Source organism: Aestuariivivens insulae, assembly GCF_022662195.1.
GTDB classification, from domain to species: Bacteria; Bacteroidota; Bacteroidia; order Flavobacteriales; family Flavobacteriaceae; genus Aestuariivivens; species Aestuariivivens insulae.
On sequence record NZ_JAKMCS010000009.1, the window covers coordinates 138508 to 163400 of the forward strand.

The 24893-nt window shown below is 35.3% G+C and carries 22 protein-coding genes; 19 read left to right on the top strand and 3 right to left on the bottom strand.

Annotated elements, in window-relative coordinates; genetic code table 11:
- Positions 1–5: 5 nt before the first annotated feature.
- From MR062_RS12255 to porX, 3 genes are all read right to left on the bottom strand, one after another.
- The gene (locus MR062_RS12255) at positions 6–548 is read right to left on the bottom strand and encodes a hypothetical protein (RefSeq protein WP_242204665.1); all 543 of its coding nucleotides are present in this window, start codon (positions 546–548) and stop codon (positions 6–8) included.
- Positions 549–823: 275 nt separating this feature from the next.
- Positions 824–1231 carry a tRNA (adenosine(37)-N6)-threonylcarbamoyltransferase complex ATPase subunit type 1 TsaE gene (gene tsaE / locus MR062_RS12260; RefSeq protein WP_242204667.1) on the bottom strand — a complete coding sequence of 136 codons (408 nt, stop codon included), beginning with the start codon at positions 1229–1231 and terminating at the stop codon, positions 824–826.
- 90 nt (positions 1232–1321) lie between these two features.
- Entirely contained in the window at positions 1322–2869 is a 1548-nt protein-coding gene (gene porX / locus MR062_RS12265; RefSeq protein ID WP_242204669.1) for a T9SS response regulator signal transducer PorX, read from the bottom strand.
- Positions 2870–2996: 127 nt separating this feature from the next.
- On the opposite strand from porX, the gene MR062_RS12270 reads away from it, so the two are divergent.
- The 19 genes from MR062_RS12270 to hisA all read left to right on the top strand — a co-directional run bounded on the left by MR062_RS12270 (position 2997) and on the right by hisA (position 24834).
- Positions 2997–4226 (top strand): HD domain-containing protein, encoded by a 1230-nt coding sequence (locus MR062_RS12270; RefSeq protein WP_242204671.1) that lies wholly within the window; start codon positions 2997–2999, stop codon positions 4224–4226.
- A gap of 114 nt (positions 4227–4340) precedes the next feature.
- The gene (lpxD, locus tag MR062_RS12275; protein WP_242204674.1) at positions 4341–5369 is read left to right on the top strand and encodes a UDP-3-O-(3-hydroxymyristoyl)glucosamine N-acyltransferase; all 1029 of its coding nucleotides are present in this window, start codon (positions 4341–4343) and stop codon (positions 5367–5369) included.
- On the top strand, positions 5356–6762 hold the full coding sequence (locus MR062_RS12280; protein WP_242204676.1) for a bifunctional UDP-3-O-[3-hydroxymyristoyl] N-acetylglucosamine deacetylase/3-hydroxyacyl-ACP dehydratase: 1407 nt from the start codon (positions 5356–5358) through the stop codon (positions 6760–6762). The genes lpxD and MR062_RS12280 overlap by 14 nt, the downstream gene beginning before the upstream one ends.
- A gap of 6 nt (positions 6763–6768) precedes the next feature.
- Positions 6769–7554, top strand: a complete 786-nt coding sequence (gene lpxA / locus MR062_RS12285) for an acyl-ACP--UDP-N-acetylglucosamine O-acyltransferase (protein ID WP_242204678.1) — start codon at positions 6769–6771, stop codon at positions 7552–7554.
- Between the two features lie 5 nt (positions 7555–7559).
- A complete protein-coding gene (efp, locus tag MR062_RS12290) occupies positions 7560–8126 on the top strand; it encodes an elongation factor P (RefSeq protein WP_242204680.1) in 567 nt (188 codons plus the stop codon).
- Positions 8127–8167: 41 nt separating this feature from the next.
- A complete protein-coding gene (locus MR062_RS12295) occupies positions 8168–9109 on the top strand; it encodes a UDP-3-O-(3-hydroxymyristoyl)glucosamine N-acyltransferase (protein WP_242204681.1) in 942 nt (313 codons plus the stop codon).
- A gap of 76 nt (positions 9110–9185) precedes the next feature.
- Positions 9186–10058 carry a succinate--CoA ligase subunit alpha gene (gene sucD, locus MR062_RS12300; protein ID WP_242204683.1) on the top strand — a complete coding sequence of 291 codons (873 nt, stop codon included), beginning with the start codon at positions 9186–9188 and terminating at the stop codon, positions 10056–10058.
- A 273-nt stretch (positions 10059–10331) separates the two neighbouring features.
- Entirely contained in the window at positions 10332–13271 is a 2940-nt protein-coding gene (locus tag MR062_RS12305; RefSeq protein ID WP_242204685.1) for a M16 family metallopeptidase, read from the top strand.
- A gap of 141 nt (positions 13272–13412) precedes the next feature.
- On the top strand, positions 13413–14159 hold the full coding sequence (gene fabG / locus MR062_RS12310; RefSeq protein ID WP_242204687.1) for a 3-oxoacyl-[acyl-carrier-protein] reductase: 747 nt from the start codon (positions 13413–13415) through the stop codon (positions 14157–14159).
- Between the two features lie 55 nt (positions 14160–14214).
- A complete protein-coding gene (locus MR062_RS12315; protein WP_242204688.1) occupies positions 14215–16248 on the top strand; it encodes a vWA domain-containing protein in 2034 nt (677 codons plus the stop codon).
- A 10-nt stretch (positions 16249–16258) separates the two neighbouring features.
- Complete coding sequence (locus MR062_RS12320) at positions 16259–17074, top strand: prohibitin family protein (RefSeq protein ID WP_242204690.1); 816 nt, start codon at positions 16259–16261, stop codon at positions 17072–17074.
- Between the two features lie 143 nt (positions 17075–17217).
- Positions 17218–17925 (top strand): LytR/AlgR family response regulator transcription factor, encoded by a 708-nt coding sequence (locus MR062_RS17705; RefSeq protein WP_242204691.1) that lies wholly within the window; start codon positions 17218–17220, stop codon positions 17923–17925.
- 117 nt (positions 17926–18042) lie between these two features.
- Positions 18043–18411, top strand: coding sequence for a hypothetical protein (locus tag MR062_RS12330; protein WP_242204692.1), 369 nt, complete (start codon positions 18043–18045; stop codon positions 18409–18411).
- 386 nt (positions 18412–18797) lie between these two features.
- Positions 18798–19655, top strand: coding sequence for an ATP phosphoribosyltransferase (gene hisG / locus MR062_RS12335; protein WP_242204694.1), 858 nt, complete (start codon positions 18798–18800; stop codon positions 19653–19655).
- A gap of 46 nt (positions 19656–19701) precedes the next feature.
- Positions 19702–20988, top strand: coding sequence for a histidinol dehydrogenase (gene hisD / locus MR062_RS12340; protein WP_242204696.1), 1287 nt, complete (start codon positions 19702–19704; stop codon positions 20986–20988).
- Between the two features lie 94 nt (positions 20989–21082).
- The gene (gene hisC, locus MR062_RS12345; protein WP_242204698.1) at positions 21083–22120 is read left to right on the top strand and encodes a histidinol-phosphate transaminase; all 1038 of its coding nucleotides are present in this window, start codon (positions 21083–21085) and stop codon (positions 22118–22120) included.
- Between the two features lie 126 nt (positions 22121–22246).
- Positions 22247–23392 (top strand): bifunctional histidinol-phosphatase/imidazoleglycerol-phosphate dehydratase HisB, encoded by a 1146-nt coding sequence (gene hisB / locus MR062_RS12350; RefSeq protein ID WP_242204700.1) that lies wholly within the window; start codon positions 22247–22249, stop codon positions 23390–23392.
- 15 nt (positions 23393–23407) lie between these two features.
- Entirely contained in the window at positions 23408–23989 is a 582-nt protein-coding gene (gene hisH / locus MR062_RS12355) for an imidazole glycerol phosphate synthase subunit HisH (protein ID WP_242204702.1), read from the top strand.
- Between the two features lie 110 nt (positions 23990–24099).
- Complete coding sequence (gene hisA, locus MR062_RS12360; RefSeq protein ID WP_242204703.1) at positions 24100–24834, top strand: 1-(5-phosphoribosyl)-5-[(5-phosphoribosylamino)methylideneamino]imidazole-4-carboxamide isomerase; 735 nt, start codon at positions 24100–24102, stop codon at positions 24832–24834.
- Positions 24835–24893 lie beyond the last annotated feature (59 nt).

Consider the following 24893-nt stretch of genomic DNA (forward strand, 5'->3'; position numbering starts at 1 on the left):
AAGATTTAAAAGTACTGTTTTATTTTGCCCCAAAATCCTTTTGGACTTACTTTGAGCTCGTCTTCCAGCTCTTGCATAGATTTAGAAGCTTCATTAATTGCGTTAAATATTCTTGCTCTAATTAAATAAACTGAAGGTATTATTATTGCCATAATTGGCACCATATAAATGAGTTGAAATTCATCAATATAGCTGATGTTTTCATTGAAAATTTGGAATATTTGATAAACATACATGGAGATTGGCACCAATAATACATGATACCACCAATGCCGATTTGTAAAAAACCAAATGACTAAAAGAATAAGAGGAATAGCTTTACCGGTCAAGACCCACATTGCGAAGTTAGCATCTCCCCAACCCTTGCTGTCATATGAAAACAAAAAAGTGTCCCAAACTCTTGTATCTGGAACACTTTCGTGTAAATAAAACAAATAAGGTGTAATAGCTATTATTGTAGCTATTACACTGCTTATAATCAAGGATTTTTTACTATCTACTTGGTAAGTCTCTTGATCCTTTTTCGATTTTTGCTGTTTGTTGTCCATCAACATTAAATTGAGTAGCAGCTTGTGCTAAGAACAACATACCTCCGAAGATCGCTAATGCAATTACATACTTTTTAGTTTTCATAATAATAGGGATTAATTAATTAATAATCCAAAATTAACCACTAAGTATGTTGAAGCTTAGTGTTAAATGTTAAAAAAATGTTAAAAACATTAATTTTCCATTTTTACGTTACGGGTATTCCGTAAAACTTCAGGAATCGGAGTGTGGTTTGTTGTTTTCTTATAGGCTAACTGCGATTTAGGGTTACTATTTATTTTTTTAATCTTAAGGTTCTAATGGCACTCGACACGATATCCAATTCAATTTCATTAAAACCTTCAGATAATATGGGTTTTATTTTATCGGGCCATTCTATTAGGATCCAGCCATCGCTATACAAATAATCTTCAATCCCAAAATTATAGGCCTCTTCAATATCTTTTATTCTATATAAATCAAAATGATATATAATACCATTGTTTGATTCGTATTCATTCACAATTGAAAATGTTGGGCTGTTTACTTCATCCTGGCTCCCCAAAGCTTTTACTATGGCCTTAATGAGTGTGGTTTTACCAGCACCCATCTCACCTTGGAAAAGCAATACTTTAGAATTTACATTAGTAATGAGCTCGTTAGCAACATCTTCAACCTGATCTAGGTCATATTTTATTTCCAATTCAACAGAATTTTGTAGCGAAAATAGTAATTAAAATTGTAAAATCCTAAAAAATAACACGTTTCGTCGGTATTATTTGCTTTTTATGGATTATTTTGGTTCAAATACGACGAATGGGATAACCATCTCTTCTAAAGATACACCACCGTGTTGATAGGTGTTTCTATAATAGCTTACATAATGGTTGAAATTATTGGGGTAAGCAAAAAACAGATCGCCTTTGGCAAAAATAAACGAACTACTCATTGTTATAGAAGGCAAATGAATACTTTTGGGGTCCTTAGCGACCAATACATCTTTTTGGTCGTAAGTTAAGCTTCTTCCTGTTTTATAACGTAAATTTAAACTGGTATCCCTATCTCCAACCACTTTAGATGGGTTTTTTACATTAATTGTACCGTGGTCTGTAGTTAGTATCAACTTAAATCCCATTTGTTGGGCTTGTTGAATCATTTCCAGCAATGGAGAGTTTTTAAACCAACTGTAAGCCAGGGATCTATAGGCCTTATCATTTGAGGCGAGTTCTTTTACAACTTCCATTTCGGTTTTGGCATGCGATAGCATATCTACAAAGTTGTAAACCACTACCGTTAAATCATTATTCTTTAAGGTCTTGAAGTTGTCTACCAAGCGTTTTCCAGACTTTAAGTTGGTTATTTTATGGTATTCATAATTAAGGTTGTCTAAGCCAAGTCGTTTCATTTGGGTTTCCAAAAACTCTGCCTCAAATAGGTTTTTCCCGCCATCATCGGTATCATTTTTCCAATATTTAGGAAACAGTTTCTCCATATCACTAGGCATCAATCCTGAAAAAATTGCATTTCTGGCATATTGGGTCGCCGTTGGCAAAATACTGTAAAAGGCTTCTTCTTTTTCTTTTTTATAATAGTTGTTTATAATGGGTTCGAAGGCTTTCCATTGGTCGTAGCGTAGGTTATCGATAACTACTAGTAAAGTAGGCTGTTCGGTGCTAATTTCTGGAACCACCCATTCTTTAAAAATTGTATGTGACATGACGGGAGCATCTGCATTGGGCTTAAACCAACTTGCATAATTTTTATCGATAAACTTACCAAATTGGATATTAGCTTCTGTTTTTTGTGATTCCAAAATTTCTACCATACTGGCGTCTTCAATATCTTCTAATTGGATTTCCCAATAAATCAGCTTTTGGTATAGGTTAACCCATTCTTCATAGGAATTTACCATGGCCATGTCCATGGCAATTTTTCTAAATTCCTGCTGGTAATTGGAAGTGGTCTTTTCTGAAACCAATCTGGAATGGTCTAAGTTCTTTTTCAAACTTAATAATATTTGATTTGGGTTTACAGGTTTTATTAGGTAATCTGCTATTTTATTGCCTATAGCTTCTTCCATAATATATTCCTCTTCACTTTTGGTTATCATGACCACAGGTAAGCTGGCTTGTTTTTCTTTAATTTCGTTTAGGGTTTCAAGCCCCGTAAGTCCGGGCATGTTTTCATCTAAAAAAACAATGTCGAAACTTTGCTCGTCAAGTATTTCAATAGCCTCGGTACCGCTATTGCAAGTCGTAACATTGTAGTTTTTTTTCTCTAGGAAAAGAATATGGGGTTTTAGTAAATCTATTTCATCGTCAACCCAAAGTATGTTTATCATATTAGTTCTATTATATTGTTATATAGAAGTTTCAAATACAGAACCTCAAATAGTTTTTATTTCGAAAATGTATATTAAGCTTTACAAAAACTATATTTGTAATTAGTTAATATAAAAATTTTAAAGTTTGAACAAACTTAAAATCTTAAACGACCCAATTTACGGATTTATTACTATACCAAATTCGTTAATTTTCGATTTAATTCAGCATAAATATTTTCAACGCTTAAGGCGCATCACCCAAATGGGGATGTCGTATTTGGTTTATCCGGGAGCCCATCACACACGATTTCATCATGCTATAGGATGTGTGTATTTAATGCAAAGAGCTGTTAATGTGCTTCGTTTTAAGGGGGTTACCATTTCAGAAGAAGAAGAGCAAGGGTTATATGTTGCCATACTTCTGCATGATATTGGTCACGGTCCTTTTTCGCATGCCATGGAACACAGTATTGCAAATGGCGTCTCCCACGAAGAGATTTCATTGTTATTCATGCAAAAACTTAATGACGAATTTAACTCAAATTTAACGCTTGCCATTAAAATCTTTAAGGGCGAGTACCCAAGAAAGTTTATGTGCCAATTGGTTTCCGGGCAATTGGATATGGACCGATCTGACTATTTAAAACGGGATAGTTTCTATACAGGAGTGGCCGAAGGTAACATTAACAGTGAGCGCTTAATTACCATGTTAAATGTTGTGGACGATGAACTTGTAGTGGAAGAAAAGGGGATTTACAGTGTTGAAAAATTCCTAATAGCAAGACGGTTTATGTATTGGCAAGTGTATTTGCATAAAACAGGTTTGGTTGCCGAACAATTGTTGATTAGGGTGTTAAAACGAGCAAAAGAATTGGCTAAAGCTGGGGTTGATTTGCCGTCAAGTCAAGCCCTAAAATTTTTCTTGGAAAATGATATTTCATTCGAAGACTTTAATGACTCGACCTTACAGGTATTTTCAAAGTTAGACGATTTTGACGTTGTCTCAGCAATGAAAGAATGGCAAAACCAAAACGATTTTGTATTGAGCAATCTTTGTAAAATGATTATTAACAGGAACCTCCTCAAGATCAAAATAAAAAAGAAACCTATAAAGCCAACTTCCTTAGCTAAGCAGGTTAGCATATTTACTGAAACCTATAATGTATCGAAACCGGAAGCCGAATATTTTGTATTCACCGGAGAGATTTCCAACCAGGCCTATGAGCCCAAAAACAAAAAAATTAATATCCTGTATAAATCCGGTAAAATAGAGAACATAGTTAAAGCTTCGGATCAACTTAACTTAAAACCGCTGTCCAAAACAGTTACCAAGTACTATATTTGCTTTCCTAAAGAAATAACACAATATAATTAACAGTCCATTAAATTGTATTTCATTAAGTATAAGTCAAATAGAACAATCCGTTATACTTTGGTACATTTTTCATATTTTTGCGGAAATTAAACTACAACCAACAAACTTAAACGTGTGAAATTTACAGCTCAGCAAATAGCAGAAATACTAGAGGGTGATGTTGTAGGAAATGCTGAAATAGAAGTTTCTAAGCTTTCTAAAATAGAAGAGGGCACCGAAGGTTCTCTTACATTTCTTGCAAACCCCAAGTATACACAATATATATACTCTACTAAGGCGTCTATAGCCATTGTAAACAAAACTTTTGAACCAGAATATAATGTCGGGGTTACACTTATAAAAGTAGATGATGCCTATTCTGCATTTTCTAAAGTGTTGGAGTACTACAATTTGGTAAAACTAAACAAAAGTGGAATTGAACAGCCTTCGTTTATTTCGGAATCTTCAAAATATGGGGATAACGTTTATATAGGTGCTTTCTCTTATATAGGAGAAAATGTTGTTTTAGGTAACAATGTGAAAGTTTACCCAAACGTCTATATAGGAGATAATGTAACAGTAGGGGATAACACCATTATATTTGCCGGTTCCAAAATTTATTCTGAATGCGTTGTTGGCAACCACTGTGTTATTAACTCTGGGGCCATTATTGGTGCCGATGGTTTTGGGTTTTCCCCAAACGAAAATGGCGAGTATACTAAGGTGCCACAAACAGGAAACGTTATTCTAGAAGATTTTGTCGATATTGGTGCGGCTACAACTATAGATAGAGCCACCTTAGGCTCAACAATTATTAGAAGAGGTGTAAAGCTCGATAACCAAATTCAAATAGCCCATAATGTTGAAATAGGAAAGAATACCGTTATTGCTGCTCAAACAGGTATTGCAGGTTCCACTAAAATAGGTGAAAACTGCCAAATTGGAGGGCAAGTAGGTATAGTGGGGCATATTTCAATAGGCAATAATGTGAAAATCCAGGCACAATCCGGAATTATACGAAATGTACAGGACAATGAGGTGTTACAGGGGTCTCCAGCGCTTGGATACGGCGATTTCAATAAGTCGTACGTACATTTTAAAAACCTACCTAAGATTGTAAAAAATATTAATGATATAGATAAAAAATTGAATGGGAATAGTTAGTACAGAGGTCAAACAAAAAACCATAGAAAAAGAAGTATCTTTAAAGGGAGTTGGCCTGCATACGGGAAAAGACGTTACGTTAACTTTTAAATCTGCTCCAGCAAACTCTGGATTATCCTTTAAGCGCATAGATTTAGAAGGCGCACCTGTTATTGAAGCAAATGCAAATTATGTAACCAATACACAGCGAGGTACTTGCTTAGAGAAAAACGGCGTGACCATACAAACATCAGAACATGTATTGGCGGCATTAGTTGGCTTGGATATAGATAATGCCATCATTGAACTTGATGCTTCAGAGCCACCTATAATGGATGGTTCCTCAAAGTTTTTTGTAGAAGCCTTGGAAAAAGCGGGTATTGTAGAGCTCGATGCCTTTAGGGAAGAATTTGTGGTTACAGATATTGTTTCCTATACCGATGAAGAAAACGGTAGTGAAATTTTAATCATGCCAGCTAAAGAGTACCAAATTACCACTATGGTAGATTTTGGAACTAAAGTTTTGGGAACCCAAAATGCTACCTTAAATAATATTTCAGACTTTAAAAAGGATATTTCAAATTCACGTACATTTAGTTTTTTACATGAAATTGAAATGCTTCTTGAGAATGGATTGATTAAAGGTGGTGATTTAAACAATGCCATTGTTTATGTAGACAAACCACTAAGTCCTAAAACTATGGACAAGCTAAGGGTTGCCTTCAAAAAGGACAATATAGCGGTAAAGCCCAATGGTATTTTAGATAATTTAACATTACACCACCCTAACGAAGCTGCCAGACATAAATTATTGGATGTACTTGGCGATTTAGCTTTAATAGGGACCAGAATTAGAGGAAAGGTAATAGCTAACAAACCTGGGCATTTTGTAAACACTCAGTTTGCTAAAAAAATGTCTAAGATTATAAAAAATGAAAGGCGAAACAATGTTCCAAATATAGATTTAAACCAACAGCCTTTAATGGACATTACCCAAATAATGGCCATGCTGCCCCATAGGCAACCATTCTTATTAATAGACAAGGTGTTTGAGCTTACCGACAGCCATGTTACGGCGACCAAAAATGTTACCATGAACGAAGAGTTCTTTAAGGGACATTTTCCAGGGGCTCCCGTAATGCCAGGAGTGCTCATTGTAGAGGCTATGGCACAAACGGGAGGTATTTTAGTATTAAATACAGTACCAGACCCTGAAAATTACTTAACTTTTTTCATGAAAATGGACAATGTTAAATTTAAACAAAAAGTAATGCCAGGAGATACCCTAATCTTTAAATGTTCGTTAATAACCCCTATACGTCGAGGTATTTGTCACATGCAAGGTTATGCTTATGCTAACGGAAAATTGTGTGCAGAGGCAGAACTTATGGCCCAAATCACTAAAGTAAAATAATAAAAAATGAATCAACCTTTAGCATACGTACACCCTGGAGCAAAAATCGCAAAAAATGTGGTAATAGAACCCTTTGCAACCATTCACAATAATGTGAAAATAGGAGAGGGTAGTTGGATTGGAAGTAATGTTACTATTATGGAAGGCGCCCGCATTGGCAAAAATTGTAATATTTTCCCAGGAGCAGTTATTTCGGCAGTACCTCAAGACTTAAAATATAACGACGAGGAAACCACTGTTGAAATTGGAGACAATGTAACCATTCGCGAATGCGTTACCATAAACAGGGGAACGGCAGACCGTATGAAGACGGTTATTGGCGACAATTGTTTAATTATGGCCTATTGCCATATAGCCCATGATTGTATTGTGGGGAACAATTGTATTTTTTCCAATAACAGTACATTGGCAGGGCATATCACCATAGGTGATTATGTAGTATTGGCAGGTATGACCGCTGTGCATCAATTTTGTTCCATTGGTAACCATGCCTTTGTAACAGGAGGATCCTTGGTTAGAAAAGATGTACCTCCGTTTGTTAAAGCGGCCAGAGAACCATTATCGTATGTAGGGATCAACTCTGTGGGATTGCGAAGAAGAGGATTTACTTCGGACAAGATAAGGGAAATACAAAACATTTTTAGGATACTTTATCAAAAGAACTACAACAATACCCAAGCTTCAGAAATCATAGAAGCCGAAATGGAAGCCACTCCAGAGCGAGATGAAATACTTCAATTCATCAAAAATTCGCACCGTGGTATTATGAAGGGATATTTTAAATCAAATTAATTATAATGGCAAGTACAAGCGATATTAGAAACGGTTTATGCATTAGGTATAACCACGATATTTTTAAGATTATTGAATTTTTACATGTTAAGCCCGGTAAAGGCCCAGCGTTTGTAAGAACCAAATTAAAAAGCGTCACAACAGGAAAGGTTATTGATAACACCTTTTCTGCAGGACATAAAATCGAAGATGTTCGTGTAGAAACACATAAATTCCAGTTTTTGTACAATGATGGTGAATACTATCATTTTATGAATACTGAAGATTATACGCAAATCCAATTATTGGAAGCTGCTCTGGACAGACCAGATTTAATGAAAGAAGGTGAAGTCGTAACCGTTTTAATCAATACTGAAGATAACATGCCGCTTTCTGTTGAAATGCCTGCCAGTGTTATATTAGAAGTTACCCATACAGAGCCAGGTGTAAAAGGCAATACAGCAACCAATGCTACAAAGCCTGCAACTGTAGAAACTGGAGCCGAAGTTAATGTGCCACTTTTCATTAACGAAGGTGATAAGATTAAGATTGAAACTGAAAAAGGAACCTACAAAGAACGTATTAAAGAATAATGAAATCTGGTCGCTGAGGTTTTCGAAGCGAACTTATACATATGAAATTCCCAAAGCAATACACTTTAAAACAAATTGCGCAATTGATTGATTGTCAATTTGTGGGTTCAGATGATTTTCCTGTATTGGGCATGAATGAAATTCATGTTGTAGAGCCAGGAGATATCGTGTTTGTAGACCACCCCAAGTATTATGATAAGGCTTTAAATTCTGCAGCAACCACTATTTTGATAAACAAAGATGTAGATTGCCCTCGAGGCAAAGCCTTGCTTGTTAGTGATGATCCTTTTAGGGATTTTAATAAACTAACAAAACATTTTAAACCATTTCAACCTGCAAACAAGGCCATTTCTAATTCTGCTATAATAGGAGAGAATACCATTATTCAACCAAATTGTTTTATTGGTAATAATGTGGTTATAGGTAGTAATTGCGTTATTCATCCTAATGTATCTATTTATGATGATACTATTATAGGTGACAACGTTGTAATTCATGCAGGTAGCGTTTTAGGAGCAAGTGCCTTTTATTATAAAAATCGCCCAGAGGGATTCGATCAGTTATTATCTGGAGGTAGAGTGGTTATAAAAAATAACGTGCACATAGGTGCTTTATGTACCATAGACCGTGGTGTTACAGGAGACACCATTATTGAAGAAGGCTCCAAATTGGATAACCAAATTCAAATAGGGCACGACACAGTTGTGGGGAAAAAGTGTTTAATCGCATCCCAAACCGGTATTGCGGGATGTGTTGTTATTGAAGATGAAGTGACCATTTGGGGGCAAGTGGGAAGTACCAGTGGTGTGACAATTGGCAAAAAGGCCGTAATATTAGCACAATCTGGTATTAGTAAATCCTTGGAAGGCCATAAAACCTATTTTGGATATCCTGCCGAAGAGTCTAGGACAAAACTTAAGGAATTGGCCTCTTTAAAACAAATTCCGCAATTAATTAAAAAAATTAAGGAACTGGATAAATAATAGCATTTATACTTTATTAAAATAAATTGATACCTTACTTTTGTGGGGTATTTATAATTCAAGAAAAACTAAATTTATGAGCGTTTTAGTTAATAAAGATTCAAAAATAATAGTACAAGGATTTACTGGTAGCGAAGGGACATTTCATGCCAGTCAAATGATAGAATACGGTACCAATGTGGTTGGTGGTGTAACTCCAGGAAAAGGCGGGCAAACCCATTTAGATAAACCGGTGTTTAACACCGTAAAAGAAGCTGTAGAGCAAGTTGGTGCAGATACTACCATTATTTTTGTACCACCTGCATTCGCTGCCGATGCCATTATGGAAGCAGCCGATGCTGGTATTAAAGTGATTATAACCATTACAGAAGGTATTCCTGTAGCCGATATGATTACGGCTTCAAATTATATTAAAACAAAAGACTGTCGCTTAATAGGGCCTAACTGCCCGGGAGTAATTACTCCAGAAGAAGCTAAAGTTGGTATTATGCCAGGTTTTGTATTCAAAAAAGGAAAAGTAGGTATTGTTTCTAAATCGGGAACATTAACTTATGAAGCTGCCGATCAAGTGGTAAAGCAAGGATTAGGGATTACAACAGCCATAGGGATTGGTGGTGACCCAATAATTGGAACAACGACTAAGGACGCTGTGGAATTATTAATTAACGACCCAGAAACCGAAGCTGTAGTGATGATCGGTGAAATAGGTGGTCAGTTAGAAGCCGATGCTGCCAACTGGTATAAGGAAAGTGGGAGTAAAAAGCCTATCGTTGGTTTTATAGCTGGCGAAACCGCTCCAGCTGGACGTACCATGGGACATGCAGGAGCCATTGTTGGTGGTAGTGACGATACAGCGCAAGCTAAGAAAAAGATTATGAGTGCCTGTGGTATCCATGTTGTGGATTCTCCTGCCGAAATTGGTAAAAAAGTAGCCGAAGTATTGGCTTAATAAAATATTACAACACCGATAAAAGCCTCACATTTTTGTGGGGTTTTTTATTTTATAAAACTTTGTAATAAATTATATGATAAAATAGGTTGGTCCATACTAAAATGGTGTGACATATAATGTTAGTACCTCTGTAGTTTAAAATCTTACAGATATTGAAATTCAAACAACATAGAGTATTGATGCATGAATTGTAAAAAATATTATATAATTTAGTTGCGTATTCTTATTTAGAGTATAGATTTTTATTACAAACCCAAATCATCATCAATCATGAAACATTTCAAAGTTTTTTATTTATTATTGGTTTTAACAGTCATTTCCTGTAAAAGGGAAACTACGCCTAAGACCCTTACCGAAACACACACAGACTTAAACGGATTTACCTATGAAACAGTAATAAACGACCCGACAGGCTTGCGCTTATATACGCTGGATAATGGAATGAAGGTTTATTTGAGTAGAAATACAGATGAACCTAAAATACAAACTTTTATACCGGTTAGAACGGGTTCGATTTACGATCCATCAGACAATACAGGCCTTGCTCATTATCTAGAACATATGGTTTTTAAAGGAACTGATGAGATTGGCACCCAAGATTGGGACAAAGAACAAGTTTTGCTTGGTCAAATTTCAGATCTGTTTGAAATGCACAAAGCAGAAACAGACAGCATTAAGAAAACAGCGATCTATAGAAAAATAGATAGTGTATCTTATGTGGCATCTAAATTAACAATTGCTAATGAATACGATAAAATGATAAGTTCATTAGGTGCTGAAGAAGCAAATGCTTGGACTTCAGATGAAGAAACTGTTTATCTATGTGAAATCCCATCTAACGAATTGGATAAATGGTTAAAATTAGAGAGCGAACGCTTTAGTCAGTTGGTTCTTAGGCTGTTTCATACAGAGCTGGAAGCTGTTTACGAAGAATTTAACATGGGACAGGACGATGACAGTGAAAGGGCGTTATATGCCTTGTTAGAAAATTTATTTCCCAAACATCCTTATGGTCAGAAAACAGTTATAGGAACTTCAAAACACCTAAAGAATCCGTCAATGGTTTCTCTACATGACTATTTTGAAAAATACTATGTACCGAATAATATGGCAGTGATATTAGTTGGGGATATTGAATTCGATAAAACGATTAAAAAAATTAATGACGCTTTTGGAAATTATAAAAGAAGAGAAATAACATTTCCTGAAAGGCCAACAGAAGAACCAATAACTACTGTTATAGAAAAAGATGTTTACGGGCCAGAGGAAGAAGGTGTTAGTCTGGCTTTTAGGTCTGAAGGTGTAGGTTCCAATGAAGAAAAATACCTAACCTTGATCAATATGATATTAAATAACAGTGAGGCTGGTTTAATAGATGTCAACCTTAATCAAAAGCAACAAGTTCAGCAAGCGGGATGTTATACCTATTTCCTAAACGATTATGGCATGCATACATTTTATGGACAACCTAAATCTAACCAAACCTTAGAAGAAGTCAAAAATTTAATTATCGCTCAAATTGAAGAATTTAAGAAAGGTAATTTTGATGAGTGGATGCTCGAAGCAGTAATAAACGATATGAAATTATCTCAAATTAATCAATATGAAAATACTACTGCTGTAGCTTTTGCATATGTAAATGCTTTTATACATTATCAAAATTGGGAAGACCAAGTTAAGCAATTAGATGAGCTAAGAAAGATTTCTAAACAAGAGCTTGTAGATTTTGCCAATAAGTTTTACAGAGACAACTATGTTGTGGTTTACAAAAGACAAGGGAAAGCAAAAAATATCGTAAAAGTTCGAAACCCAGAGATTACACCAATTGAGCTCAACAGAGACAAACAATCCGAATTCAATAAAAAATTTAATGAGATCGGTGTTCAGGAAATTCAGCCCCAAACAGTCAATTTTCATAAGGCAATCAATAAAAAACAAACCCAAAATGGGATAGAAGTTTCATATATCGAAAACAAAGTAAATGATTTAGCCAGCTTATATTTTATTTTTGATATGGGGAGCGACAATGATAAAAAACTAAAACACGTTGTGGGCTATGCAGAATATTTAGGCACAGATACTTATTCGCCCGAAGAATTGAAAAAGGAGTTTTACAAATTAGGTGTCAACTACGGTGTTAGTATTAGTAGCGATAAATTGCATGTTTATTTAAGTGGTTTATCCGAAAACTTAGATAAGGGCTTGAAGTTGCTGGAACACTTGTGGACAAATGCTATAGCAAACCAAGAAACATATAATAAGTACGTACAAAATATTGGCAAGCAAAGGGAAGATGGGAAGACAGATAAAGAAAATATACTTTTTAACGGGTTGAAAAACTATAGTCTGTTCGGCGAAAGTTCCCGCTTAAGGGATATTTACACTATGCAGGAGTTAAAAGACCTCGATCCAAATGACTTGGTAGCAACCTTTAAAAATCTTAAAAACTATAAACAGCGCTTATTTTATTATGGAAATGATATAGAGAATGTCATTACCTCTGTGGAGATTAATCATAGCATACCAAAAACATTAAAAGCTCATCCACCCAAGAAGATTTACAAGGAAAAAGAAACGGGAGGAAATGTGTATTTTGTAGATTATGATATGGTTCAGACTGAAATGCTGTTTGTTTCTAAAGGAGAGGTGTTTCATCCAGATAATTTAGCAGCTTCTGCATTGTTCAACTCTTATTTTGGAAATGGATTATCATCTATTGTTTTTCAAGAAATAAGAGAATCTAAATCATTAGCCTATAGTGCATATGCAGATTACAGTATTGCCGAAGAGAAAGACAAGCCAAATTACCTTACCGCTTATATCGGTACACAGGCAAACAAAATGCATGAGGCAGTAGATGCAATGATGGAATTAATGACCAACATGCCATATGCAGAAAAACAGTTTGAAGCCGCTAAAGAATCTATACTTAAAATATTAGCTGCGCATCGCATTAACAAAGCAGGTGTTTTCTGGGAATATGAACGACTAAAAAAGAGAGGCTCATCAGAGGACATGCGAAAAAAAATGTATAATCAGATCAAGCAAATGAGCTTTAAAGATTTGCAAAAGTTTTTTAATGAAAACATTAAAGGAAAAGATTATGACATCCTTGTTATTGGTAACAAAAAAGATGTAGATATGAGCACTCTAAAAAAGCTGGGAGAAATTAAAGAAATGGATGTTGATTATTTGTTTAATTATGAATAGCCAGAGCCAATAATATTGTAAAGGTTCTTTTTTGTACCCTTATAAAAACCTCACATTTTTGTGGGGTTTTTTATTTGATACAATTTTGTTATTAGTATATTTGAATTTCAACTTAAAAAACAAAACATAATTTAATTATATATGAAACTATTAGAAGGAAAAACAGCAATAGTTACAGGGGCGAGCAGAGGTATAGGAAAGGGAATCGCTCAGGTTTTTGCAGATCAAGGAGCTAATGTAGCTTTTACATATAGTTCATCTGTTGAAGCAGCGAAAGCTTTAGAAGATGAATTAAATGCCAAGGGTATAAAAGCTAAAGGTTACCAAAGTAATGCCGCTAGCTTTGATGAAGCCCAAAAACTAGCCGAAGCTGTTGTAGCCGAATTTGGCAGTATCGATATTTTAGTGAATAACGCAGGAATCACAAAAGACAACCTGCTAATGCGTATTAGTGAAGAAGATTTCGACAAGGTGATTGAAGTCAATTTAAAATCGGTTTTCAATATGACCAAAGCCGTTCAGCGCACCATGTTAAAACAACGCAAAGGCTCTATAATTAATATGAGTTCTGTAGTAGGTGTTAAAGGTAATGCGGGACAAACCAATTATGCAGCTTCAAAAGCAGGTATAATAGGATTTTCTAAATCTGTCGCTTTAGAATTAGGATCTAGAAATATTAGAAGCAATGTTGTAGCTCCTGGTTTTATTGAAACAGAAATGACCGCAAAATTAGATGAAAATGTCGTGAAAGGGTGGCGCGATGCCATTCCGTTGAAACGTGGAGGAACACCGGAAGATATCGCTAATGTTTGTGTATTCTTGGCAAGTGACATGAGTGCTTATGTAACCGGACAAACACTTAACGTGGACGGTGGGATGCTGACATAAACTTTGGATTTGCGAAATACGATTTTAGAATAAATAAATCGCTAATCGAAAATTTATGAGCACAGAAACCGTATTATATATCATACTAGCTGGAATTATATCGCTTATATTGGCTGTGTTTCAGTATATTTCAAAAACAAAAAGCATGTCTAGACTAGGCATGCTTTTTGCGTTTTTGAGGTTTATTACACTATTTTCAGTGTTGCTGCTGCTCATTAATCCTAAATTTGATCAAGTAACTACGTTAACCGAAAAACCCAATTTAGTTGTAGCAGTTGATAATTCCAACTCCATTATCCAATTAAATCAAGAAGGTAAAGTTAGAAGTTTAGTACAGACTATTACAAGTAATAAACGCTTAAATGATAAATTCAATATTGATTTTTACACCTTTGGTAAAGATTTTAAGCATACGGATTCTTTAACCTTTTTAGAAGAACAAACCAATATAGATGATGCTTATTCCCAACTATCTCAGATATACAAACAAGCAACAGCGCCTACTTTGCTTATTACAGATGGCAATCAGACCTATGGTAGCGACTACGAGTTTTCATTTTCAAAATACAAACAGCCTATTTATCCCGTTATCTTGGGAGATACAATAACCTACACAGATTTAAAAATCCAACAGCTTAATACCAATAAGTACGCTTTTTTAAAAAACCAATTTCCTGTTGAAGCTATTTTGGTATATAGTGGCAACAAAAATATTACGACAAAGTTTGTTGTAACAAGAGGGAACACAACGGTACATTCCCAAAATGTTAGTTTTTCAAAAGCAAACAATTCTAGCATTATAAATTTTACATTACCCGCTACAGCAGTTGGAACTACCAGTTATAAGGCTACTTTGGTTCCTATAGGGAATGAAAAAAACACAATAAACAATACTAAGCATTTTGCTGTTGAAGTCATCGATCAAAAAACAAAAGTAGCCATAGTGAGCTCTTTTTTACATCCAGATTTAGGCGCTCTCAAAAAAAGCATTGAAAGTAATGAACAACGGTCTGTAGCATTTTTTAATCCAAAGGAATTTAATGGTCAAGAAAATGATTTTCAACTAGTTGTGATGTATCAACCAAACTACCTGTTTAAAGATTTGTTTGAAGCGTTAGATAAAACTAAGAGTAACAAATGGGTGATAGTAGGCCCTAAAACCAATTTGAATTTTTTAAATGAAGTATCCAAAAACTATCAACACGAAATCTCTGGGCAACTAGAAGACTACCAAGCCAAATTGAACAATAACTATTCGCCCTTTCTTATCGATGATATCGATTTTGAATCGTTCCCACCCTTAAAATCCAATTATGGTTCCGTAGCGTTTAAAGTGCCTTTCGAAACCATGCTTACCAAAACCATAAATGGCATTGCTACCATAGAACCGCTTTTGGCTACTTTTGAAACCAATGGCAGGAGGGAAGGCGTTCTGTTGGGAGAAAATATTTGGCAATGGCGGGCGCAGAGTTTTATGAATTCAAAATCGTTTAATCCCTTTGATGATTTTATAGGTAAAATGGTGCAATATTTGGCATCCAATAAGCAACGAAGCAGACTAAATCTTGAATACGAAACCTTTTATAACGGCAACACCAATGTTATAATAAGCGCTCAGTTTTTCGATAAAAACTATCAGTTTAATGCTAGGGAATCGCTTACCATTACTGTAAAAAACGAGATTTCTGGAGATACAAAAGTATTTCCGTTTGTACTTAAAAAAAATGATTACGAAGTTGATTTAAGTAGCTTGCCGCCATCAGACTATAGCTTTAAAGTTAGCACGACAAACGAAAACAACTCCAAATCGGGGAGCTTTAAAATATTGGAATACAATGTAGAACAACAATTTTTAAATGCTAATGTAACAAAGTTAGAACGCCTAGCTACTAATAGTGAAGGAAAGCCTTATTTTATTGATAAAACAGATGGTTTGATAAGTGATTTGATAAACGACAATCGTTACCAATCTATTCAAAAAAGCCATAAAAATAGCTTACCTTTGATAGATTGGAAATACCTGCTTATCATTATAGCCTTGAGCTTATCTGCCGAGTGGTTTTTAAGAAAATATAACGGATTAATTTAAACTAAACATAATGGAAAAATTACCAAAAATTGCATTGCCTTTTATAATTGGGGCTATCATTTTAATTATAGTATTGGCTAAATCTGCAGTAACCATAGGGTCTGGAGAAGCGGGAGTACTTTATAAAACTTTTGGAGGAGGCGTTGTAACAGACGGGGAGCCTTTGGGTGAAGGTTTTCATGTTATAGCACCTTGGAACAAGGTCTTTATCTATGAAGTTCGCCAACAAGAGCTTTTTGAAAAAATGAAAGTATTATCTTCAAACGGACTTGAAATTCAAATTGATGCCTCGGCATGGTACGAACCTGTATATTCCGATTTGGGGAATTTGCACCAGTCTTTAGGAGAGAACTATTTACAACGAGTAATACAGCCTGCCATACGTAGTGCCGCAAGAAGTGTGGTGGGACGTTACACTCCAGAACAGTTGTATTCCAGTAAACGTGATGCTATACAAGATGAAATTTTTGTCGAAACCAAAAAGATTTTAGAAAAACAATATGTGCAACTAAATGAAGTTTTGGTTCGCGATGTCACCTTGCCATCAACAATCAAAGAAGCTATTGAGCGTAAATTAAAACAGGAACAGGAGTCTTTAGAATATGAGTTTAGATTAGTTACTGCATCTAAAGAAGCTGAAAAAGTTATTATTGAGGCTCAGGGTAAAGCCGATGCAAACCGTATTTTAAGTGCCTCTTTAACCGATAAGATATTACAGGATAAAGGTATTGAAGCTACTATAAAACTGTCTGAATCCCCAAATAGCAAAGTAATAGTAATTGGCTCTGGCGATAGCGGCTTACCAATTATTTTGGGAAATCAATAAAATAAACAAGGTTGAAACCATAGAATAAATTCTAAATAAAATCTATGATTTGCCAACCTTTTTCCTTACTCGATAAAAACTGGCAAAAACTTTTTCTTATAAGTTTTTGCTTTGTTTTTAGTGTAGTCTTCCTAAATGTCTTTGTGCCATTTAATATTAATTTATGGGAAAACGATGAAGGTATAATTCAATTTATACGACTGTCCAAGTTTTCAGCCATAGGTATTTCCGCTTTAGCTTTTTCACAATTTGTACTACGCACTCTGTTTAAGGTTGCCTCGTTTAAGCTTGTTGGGTTTATAGCTTGGGTACTCTTGGAAATAACCTTAATGGCCTTGTTGTTATCACTCATTTATCAAAACGACGGGGATGTCTTTTGGCCACTTTTTATAGAATGCTTAACCTATGCGTCATTAGTCATTATAATTCCCTATGCAATGGCATTACTAATAATTTATGTTATTCAGTCAAGACAAAAACGGAATACAAAAATGGCTTTGCTTAGTGAAACGGATTTAATAGGGATACCAGACGAAAATAACGTGATTAAGCTGTCCATTCCTTTGGGTAGCTTGTTATACTTTGAGTCGGCAGACAATTATGTAGTTGTGCAATATGTTGACGACACAAAAATAAAAAAGAAACTCATTCGAAATACACTTAAAAACTTAGAACGTTCATTAAATGATGCTGTTGTTAAAAGATGCCATAGATCTTATATTGTTAATCTAAAAAGTATAAAACTCATAGAAAAAGTTTCAGGAAAGTTTTTCATACATATAAAAAATAGTGAAGTGCTTATCCCTATATCTGCTAATTATATCCCACAATTCAAAGCCCATATTGCTTAGGAGCTTTATTTACCCCATAATACCCATTTTCATCCCTATTTTTTCATGTTAAGGCTTTGCTTACATAATTTTGATTGAATAAAAAGTTAAATGTAAAACCTTAATGAAATTTTAATTATGAAAAAAAATCTTGTAGTATTAGCAGTAATAGCCTTTGCATTTTGTTTTAATATGGATGCCCAGGAATCAATAAAAACCTTTACAGGTAAATGGGCATATTCATGTAACGATGCGCCTTACGAATATCAAACAGGAACAATAATAATCGAACACAAAGAGAACAAAAGTTCTGCAAGGGTTGTGTACAACGACGGAAGCAAAGTGGAAGCGCATTCACTAAAAGCAAAAGAAGGGATTTTAAGTTTTAGTGTGGTTGTGGAAAACGAATCTATTAACATACAGCTTAAAAAAGAAGGAGATAAACTAAAAGGCAAAGCTATTAATTACTATGGAGAGGAATTAATGCTTACAGCTGTAAAAAAATAGTGAGCTCAAGATTGTTCTATTGGCTTTTAATAAATAACAAGCTTTTAAGGCAACAATGTATTACTACATTATTTAAATATTTTTAGTTTCTAGGTTTATTTAATAGCTAAGCATTAAAAAAACCAGTCTTTAAATGAATATATTTGAAATAACATAAAAATGTATCGATAATATTTGGAATTGTCTGTTTTAATTACTGATATTTGTACAAATAATAACAAGACATGAACTTTATTCATACACATCATCATTTTCAAACTTACGCTCAAGCGAAGTGAGGATGTATTGAATAAAATCAAGATATTTCTAAACCCGTTTGAGACAATCAAACGGGTTTTTTAATTTAAAATCTAAAAAGATTGTTTCAAACTCATAACAAAGCAAAAATGAGTAAATTAAGAATTGCAGTTCAAAAATCGGGACGTCTAAACGAAGACTCCATGAAAATTTTAAAGGATATTGGCATATCCATAGACAATGGTAAAGATCAATTAAAGGCTTCTTCCAGAAATTTTCCGGTTGAAGTATTTTATTTAAGAAATGGCGACATTCCTCAATACTTAAAAGATGGCGTAGTAGATGCTGCCATCATAGGAGAAAACGTTTTAATTGAAAAAGGTGAAGGTATTGAAGTTACTGAAAACCTAGGTTTTTCCAAATGCCGAGTATGTATAGCTGTTCCAAAATCTGTTAACTATTCAAGTATAAAGGATTTGGAAGGTAAACGCATAGCAACCTCTTACCCTAATACGGTTCAAAGCTTTTTAGACAAACAGGGCGTTAATGCCAATCTTCATATTATTAATGGTTCGGTTGAAATTGCTCCAAATATTGGTTTGGCCGATGCCATTTGCGATATCGTTTCAAGTGGAAGTACCCTATTTAAGAATAACCTTAAAGAGGTAGAAACCATTTTAACATCGGAGGCTGTTCTAGCAGTTTCACCCGTGTTAAGTGAAGATAAATTAGCTATCTTAAAAACCATTCAATTTAGAATACAATCGGTATTAAAAGGTAGAAATTCACGCTATATCCTTTTAAATGCACCTAACGACAAATTGCAGGAAATCATTAATGTGCTTCCAGGCATGAAAAGCCCAACGGTATTGCCGTTAGCCGAGGAAGGGTGGAGTTCGGTGCATTCCGTAATCAGTAAAAATGAATTCTGGAATGTTATAGACGACCTTAAAGCCAAAGGCGCACAAGGTATTTTAGTTTGTCCAATTGAGAAAATGGTACTGTAATGTCATTCAGAGCAAAGCGAAGAATCCCATTAAAAGAAAGCGTAAAATGCAAATCATAGAAAAACCAAATAAAGCAGATTGGCCAGAAGTCCTAAAGCGCCCCACACAAACGGTTAACGATATTGAAGGTGTTGTGAACGAAGTGTTTAATGAGGTGAGACAAAGTGGAGATAAAGCCATTAAACAATATACCCAACGCTTCGATGGGGTTGGTTTAGAGAGCAACTTAGTAACTCCAGATGAAATAGAATCTGCTATTGATTCTGTATCCCAGCCTCTTAAGCAAGCCATTAAAAAGGCTAAACAAAATATTGAAACGTTTCATGCAGCACAAAAAACCACTCGAGTCGCAATAGAAACCACAAAAGGGGTACAGTGTTGGCAGGAAAAACGACCTATAGAAAGGGTTGGATTATATATCCCAGGAGGAACAGCGCCACTGTTTTCAACAGTTTTAATGCTAGCTGTCCCTGCTAAAATTGCAGGTTGTAAAGAAATAGTATTATGTTCCCCGCCCAATAAGTCTGGTGAATTGGCTCCAGAGATTTTATACGCCGCTGCACTGTGTGGCGTTACTAAAATATTTAAAGTAGGGGGGATTCAAGCGATCGCAGCATTAACTTTTGGTACGGAGACCATTCCTCAGGTCTATAAGATTTTTGGTCCTGGAAACCAGTTCGTTACCGTGGCAAAACAATTGGCTACCCAATATGGTGTGGCTATAGATATGCCGGCGGGTCCAAGCGAACTGCTTGTGGTTGCAGATGATTCTGCCAACGCATCGTTCATTGCATCCGATCTCTTAAGTCAGGCAGAGCACGGTGCCGACAGTCAGGTGATTTTGGTATCTACTTCAAAAGATATAATTTCAAAAGTTTCCAATGAAGTAGAAGCACAGTTAAGCGTTTTGCCAAGACGGGAAATAGCAGAAAAAGCCATAGCAAATTCAAAACTAATTCATGTTGAAAATGATAAAGAGGCTTTGGAACTGATAAATACCTACGGACCTGAACACTTCATTATTTGTGTAGAAAAGGAAGATTTTTATGTGGATGGCATCACTAATGCAGGATCGGTTTTTATAGGTAATTATACGCCTGAAAGTGCTGGCGATTATGCTTCTGGCACCAACCACACTTTACCGACCAATGGGTTTAGCAAAGCTTATTCAGGAGTAAATTTAGATAGTTTCTTAAAGAGTATGACCTTTCAGAAAATAACTAAGGAAGGCATCTTAAATATAGGCAATACCATAGAATTAATGGCAGAAGCAGAAGGGTTGCAGGCCCATAAAAATGCCGTAACCATTCGATTAAAAGATTTAGAAAAATAATTTCCATCATGTTCTGTTACGTTGAGCGGAGTCGAAACGTTATTATAACATGTTTATAATCAATACACTAAATAAATTAAGTGTAGTATAAAAAATGAATATTAAAAACCTAATAAGACCCAATATAAAAACGCTCAAGCCTTATTCATCGGCTAGAGATGAATTTCAAGGCAATAGTGATGCCATGGTGTTTTTGGATGCCAATGAAAATCCGTTTGAAAATGGTGTAAATCGTTACCCAGACCCCTTGCAAAAAAGTGTGAAATCACTTTTATCGGAAGCCAAAGGGGTGTCCCAAAACAATATCCTTTTAGGTAATGGTAGCGATGAAGTACTGGATTTGATCTTTAGGGTCTTTTGTGAACCTAACCAGGATAATATCATTACCTTACCGCCAACGTATGGTATGTATAGTGTATTAGCAAACATCAACGCTATAGCGATTAAGGAAGTCCAATTAACAGACGATTTCCAACCGCAAGCCGATAAAATTTTGGATAGCGCAGATGCCAACAGTAAAATATTGTTTTTATGTTCGCCTAACAACCCAACGGGGAATAGTTTTTCTTCAGAATCTATTGAAAAGCTAATAAAAGGATTTCAAGGTATAGTGGTTATAGATGAAGCCTATATAGACTTTGCAGAACAGCCTAGCTGGCTTACCAAATTAAGTGAATACCCTAACCTTATTGTTACTCAAACGCTTTCCAAAGCTTACGGGATGGCAGGCATTCGTTTGGGGATTTGTTATGCCTCAACCGAGATTATTTCGGTTTTAAATGCTATTAAGCCACCTTATAATGTTAATGAATTGACTCAGCAAAAAGCTATCAACCAGTTGCAAAATAAGGACTTAATACAACAGCAAATCGAATCTATTTTAGAAGAACGCAAGCTTTTGGTGTCCGAGTTAAATAAAATATCCTTTGTGTCTAAAATATTTCCTTCTGATGCTAATTTTGTATTAGCAAAAGTAGACGACGCCACAAAGCGATACAATCAATTAATAGAACAAGGCATTGTAGTTAGAAACAGGACCACGCAACCTGGGTGCGACAATTGTTTAAGGTTTACGGTCGGTACCCCAGAGGAAAACAAAATATTAATAAAAACCTTAAAAGAAATAAGTTAATTTGTATTCCACTTGGCACTGAGGCTCTCGAGGTGTTCATGAGGAATCCATAATAAAGTAATAATTAAAAGAGATTTCTACTGTAGATTATCTTGAGTGTTAGTCGAAAGGTAGAATTGAAAAAACATGAGCAAGAAAGTATTATTTATAGACCGAGACGGCACTTTGGTTTTAGAGCCACCTGTAGACTACCAATTGGATAGTTTGGAAAAGTTGGAATACTATCCCAAAGTCTTCCAATATATGGCTAAAATAGCCTACGAACTGGATTACGAATTGGTAATGGTTACGAATCAAGACGGTCTTGGTACCGAATCATTTCCAGAAGACACCTTTTGGCCCACTCAAAATAAGATCATTACTGCCTTTGCAAACGAAGGTGTTGAGTTTTCGGCCATACATATAGATAAAACTTTTCCTCATGAGAATGCACCAACACGCAAACCAAGGACCGGATTATTAAACCAATATTTTTCTGAAGATTACGACCTGGAAAACTCTTTTGTTTTAGGAGACCGTATAACCGATATGGAACTGGCAAAAAACCTAGGAGCGAAAGGCATTTACCTATCGGAAAATCATGATTTAGGTGTGGGAGGTGATGAAATTGAATCCGAAAAACGAGATATTTTAGACCGTATCGTGTTAACCACAACCGACTGGCGTGAGATCTATGAGTTCCTAAAACTACAAGACCGTGTTGCAGAAATTACCCGTAACACCAATGAAACCCAAATCTATATCAAATTAAATTTGGATGGCTCTGGAAAGAATGATATCGATACAGGATTATCGTTCTTCGATCATATGCTAGATCAAATAGGGCGTCATGGCGCTATGGATTTAACCATTAAGGTGAATGGCGATTTGGAAGTAGATGAGCACCATACTATAGAAGACACCATGATAGCGTTAGGAGAACTCTTTAATAAAGCATTAGGAAATAAATTAGGTATAGAACGCTATGGCTTTTGTTTACCTATGGATGACTGCCTTGCTCAAGTAGCGGTAGACTTTGGTGGAAGAAATTGGCTGGAATGGGATGCCGAATTCAAACGTGAGAAAATAGGGGATATGCCAACCGAAATGTTTTTTCACCTGTTTAAGTCCTTTACCGATGGCGCTAAGTGCAATTTAAACATTAAAGCAGAGGGCACTAACGAACACCATAAAATTGAAGGCATATTTAAAGCCTTTGCCAAAGCCATGAAAATGGCGGTAAAGCGAGATGCCAACAACATGTTTTTACCAAGTACTAAAGGCATGCTATAAAGTAAAATTGAACACATGAAATTAATTATAATAGATTATGGCGCTGGAAACATTAAAAGCATACAATTTGCTTTTAACCGCTTGGGTTATGAGGCTATTTTGTCAAATGATCCAGAAGAAATTCTGGCAGCCGATAAAATTATATTTCCAGGTGTAGGCGAAGCTAGCAGTGCTATGGCTATGCTTAAAGAAACAGGGTTAGACACGCTAATACCTAAGTTAAAACAACCTGTTTTAGGAATTTGTCTGGGTATGCAATTACTTTGTGAGTTTACCGAAGAAGGGAACACCAGGGGGCTAGGTATTTTTAAAACAGTAGTAAAACGATTTGATAATGCAGCAAAAGTGCCCCAAATGGGCTGGAATGTTATAAAGGATTTAAAATCTAAGCTATTCAAAGGTATTAAAGAAAAGGAATACATGTATTTAGTGCATAGTTACTATGCAGAACATTGCCCAGAAACCATTGCAACCACCGATTATGGTTTAAATTATGCATCTGCATTGCAACATAAAAACTTTTATGGGGTTCAATTTCATCCGGAAAAGAGTAGCTTAGCAGGAGAGCAAATTTTAAAAAATTTTTTAGAACTATAATGCTGTTATTCTGATTAACATTATGCCGACAGGCAGTTGCTTTAGAATCTCAATAAAATAAAGACCAATAATAAAAACTGAACTAAGTTTAGTTTGACAAAATATTCAACATGAGAATCATACCAGCCATAGATATTATAGAAGGCAAATGCGTACGTTTAACCAAAGGCGATTACGATACCAAAAAAGTGTATAATGAAAACCCTTTAGAAGTAGCGAAACAGTTTGAAGATTCAGGCATTCAATATTTACATTTAGTAGATTTAGATGGCGCTAAAGCGCAACACATCGTTAATTACAAAGTATTGGAGCAAATTGCCAGTAAGACCAGCTTAAAAATTGATTTTGGTGGCGGCCTTAAAACCAATGAAGATTTGCACATCGCCTTTAACTCTGGCGCAAGACAAATTACAGGGGGCAGTATCGCTGTTAAAGACCCTGAAACATTTGAAGGCTGGATATCAAAATACGGAACGGCAAAGATTATTTTAGGTGCCGATAGCGACCATGGTAAAGTATCTATAAGTGGATGGACGGAACAAAGCAACGAAGAGGTGATCCCTTTTATAAAAGCCTATCAAAAAAAGAGCATTCAATACGTTATCTGTACAGACATTTCTAAAGATGGAATGTTACAAGGGCCTTCTGTGGAACTGTACAAACAAATAATAGCAGAATGTACTAATAGTAGTAGCGGTCAATCCATTAAGCTTATTGCTTCGGGAGGGATTTCGTCCATAGAGGAGTTGCCCGTTTTAAAAGAGATAGGCTGTGAAGGTGTTATTATAGGTAAAGCCATCTATGAAGATAAAATCAGTTTAAAACAATTAGAAAAATTTGTATAAAATCAATTTGTCATTCCCATCTAAACGGGAATCATTTTGAGACAAAACAATTAAGAAAA

What these genes read in the sequence shown, in the direction of transcription:
- MR062_RS12255 (WP_242204665.1), bottom strand. Translation starts at nt 548, where the DNA reads ATGGACAACAAACAGCAAAAATCGAAAAAGGATCAAGAGACTTACCAA.
- hisA (WP_242204703.1), top strand. Translation starts at nt 24,100, where the DNA reads ATGAGAATCATACCAGCCATAGATATTATAGAAGGCAAATGCGTACGT.
- MR062_RS12320 (WP_242204690.1), top strand. Translation starts at nt 16,259, where the DNA reads ATGGAAAAATTACCAAAAATTGCATTGCCTTTTATAATTGGGGCTATC.
- hisH (WP_242204702.1), top strand. Translation starts at nt 23,408, where the DNA reads ATGAAATTAATTATAATAGATTATGGCGCTGGAAACATTAAAAGCATA.
- MR062_RS12295 (WP_242204681.1), top strand. Translation starts at nt 8,168, where the DNA reads ATGAAATTCCCAAAGCAATACACTTTAAAACAAATTGCGCAATTGATT.
- hisD (WP_242204696.1), top strand. Translation starts at nt 19,702, where the DNA reads ATGCAAATCATAGAAAAACCAAATAAAGCAGATTGGCCAGAAGTCCTA.
- MR062_RS12330 (WP_242204692.1), top strand. Translation starts at nt 18,043, where the DNA reads ATGAAAAAAAATCTTGTAGTATTAGCAGTAATAGCCTTTGCATTTTGT.
- fabG (WP_242204687.1), top strand. Translation starts at nt 13,413, where the DNA reads ATGAAACTATTAGAAGGAAAAACAGCAATAGTTACAGGGGCGAGCAGA.
- sucD (WP_242204683.1), top strand. Translation starts at nt 9,186, where the DNA reads ATGAGCGTTTTAGTTAATAAAGATTCAAAAATAATAGTACAAGGATTT.
- hisG (WP_242204694.1), top strand. Translation starts at nt 18,798, where the DNA reads ATGAGTAAATTAAGAATTGCAGTTCAAAAATCGGGACGTCTAAACGAA.
- MR062_RS12315 (WP_242204688.1), top strand. Translation starts at nt 14,215, where the DNA reads ATGAGCACAGAAACCGTATTATATATCATACTAGCTGGAATTATATCG.
- porX (WP_242204669.1), bottom strand. Translation starts at nt 2,869, where the DNA reads ATGATAAACATACTTTGGGTTGACGATGAAATAGATTTACTAAAACCC.
- MR062_RS12280 (WP_242204676.1), top strand. Translation starts at nt 5,356, where the DNA reads ATGGGAATAGTTAGTACAGAGGTCAAACAAAAAACCATAGAAAAAGAA.
- lpxA (WP_242204678.1), top strand. Translation starts at nt 6,769, where the DNA reads ATGAATCAACCTTTAGCATACGTACACCCTGGAGCAAAAATCGCAAAA.
- hisB (WP_242204700.1), top strand. Translation starts at nt 22,247, where the DNA reads ATGAGCAAGAAAGTATTATTTATAGACCGAGACGGCACTTTGGTTTTA.
- hisC (WP_242204698.1), top strand. Translation starts at nt 21,083, where the DNA reads ATGAATATTAAAAACCTAATAAGACCCAATATAAAAACGCTCAAGCCT.
- MR062_RS12305 (WP_242204685.1), top strand. Translation starts at nt 10,332, where the DNA reads ATGAAACATTTCAAAGTTTTTTATTTATTATTGGTTTTAACAGTCATT.
- efp (WP_242204680.1), top strand. Translation starts at nt 7,560, where the DNA reads ATGGCAAGTACAAGCGATATTAGAAACGGTTTATGCATTAGGTATAAC.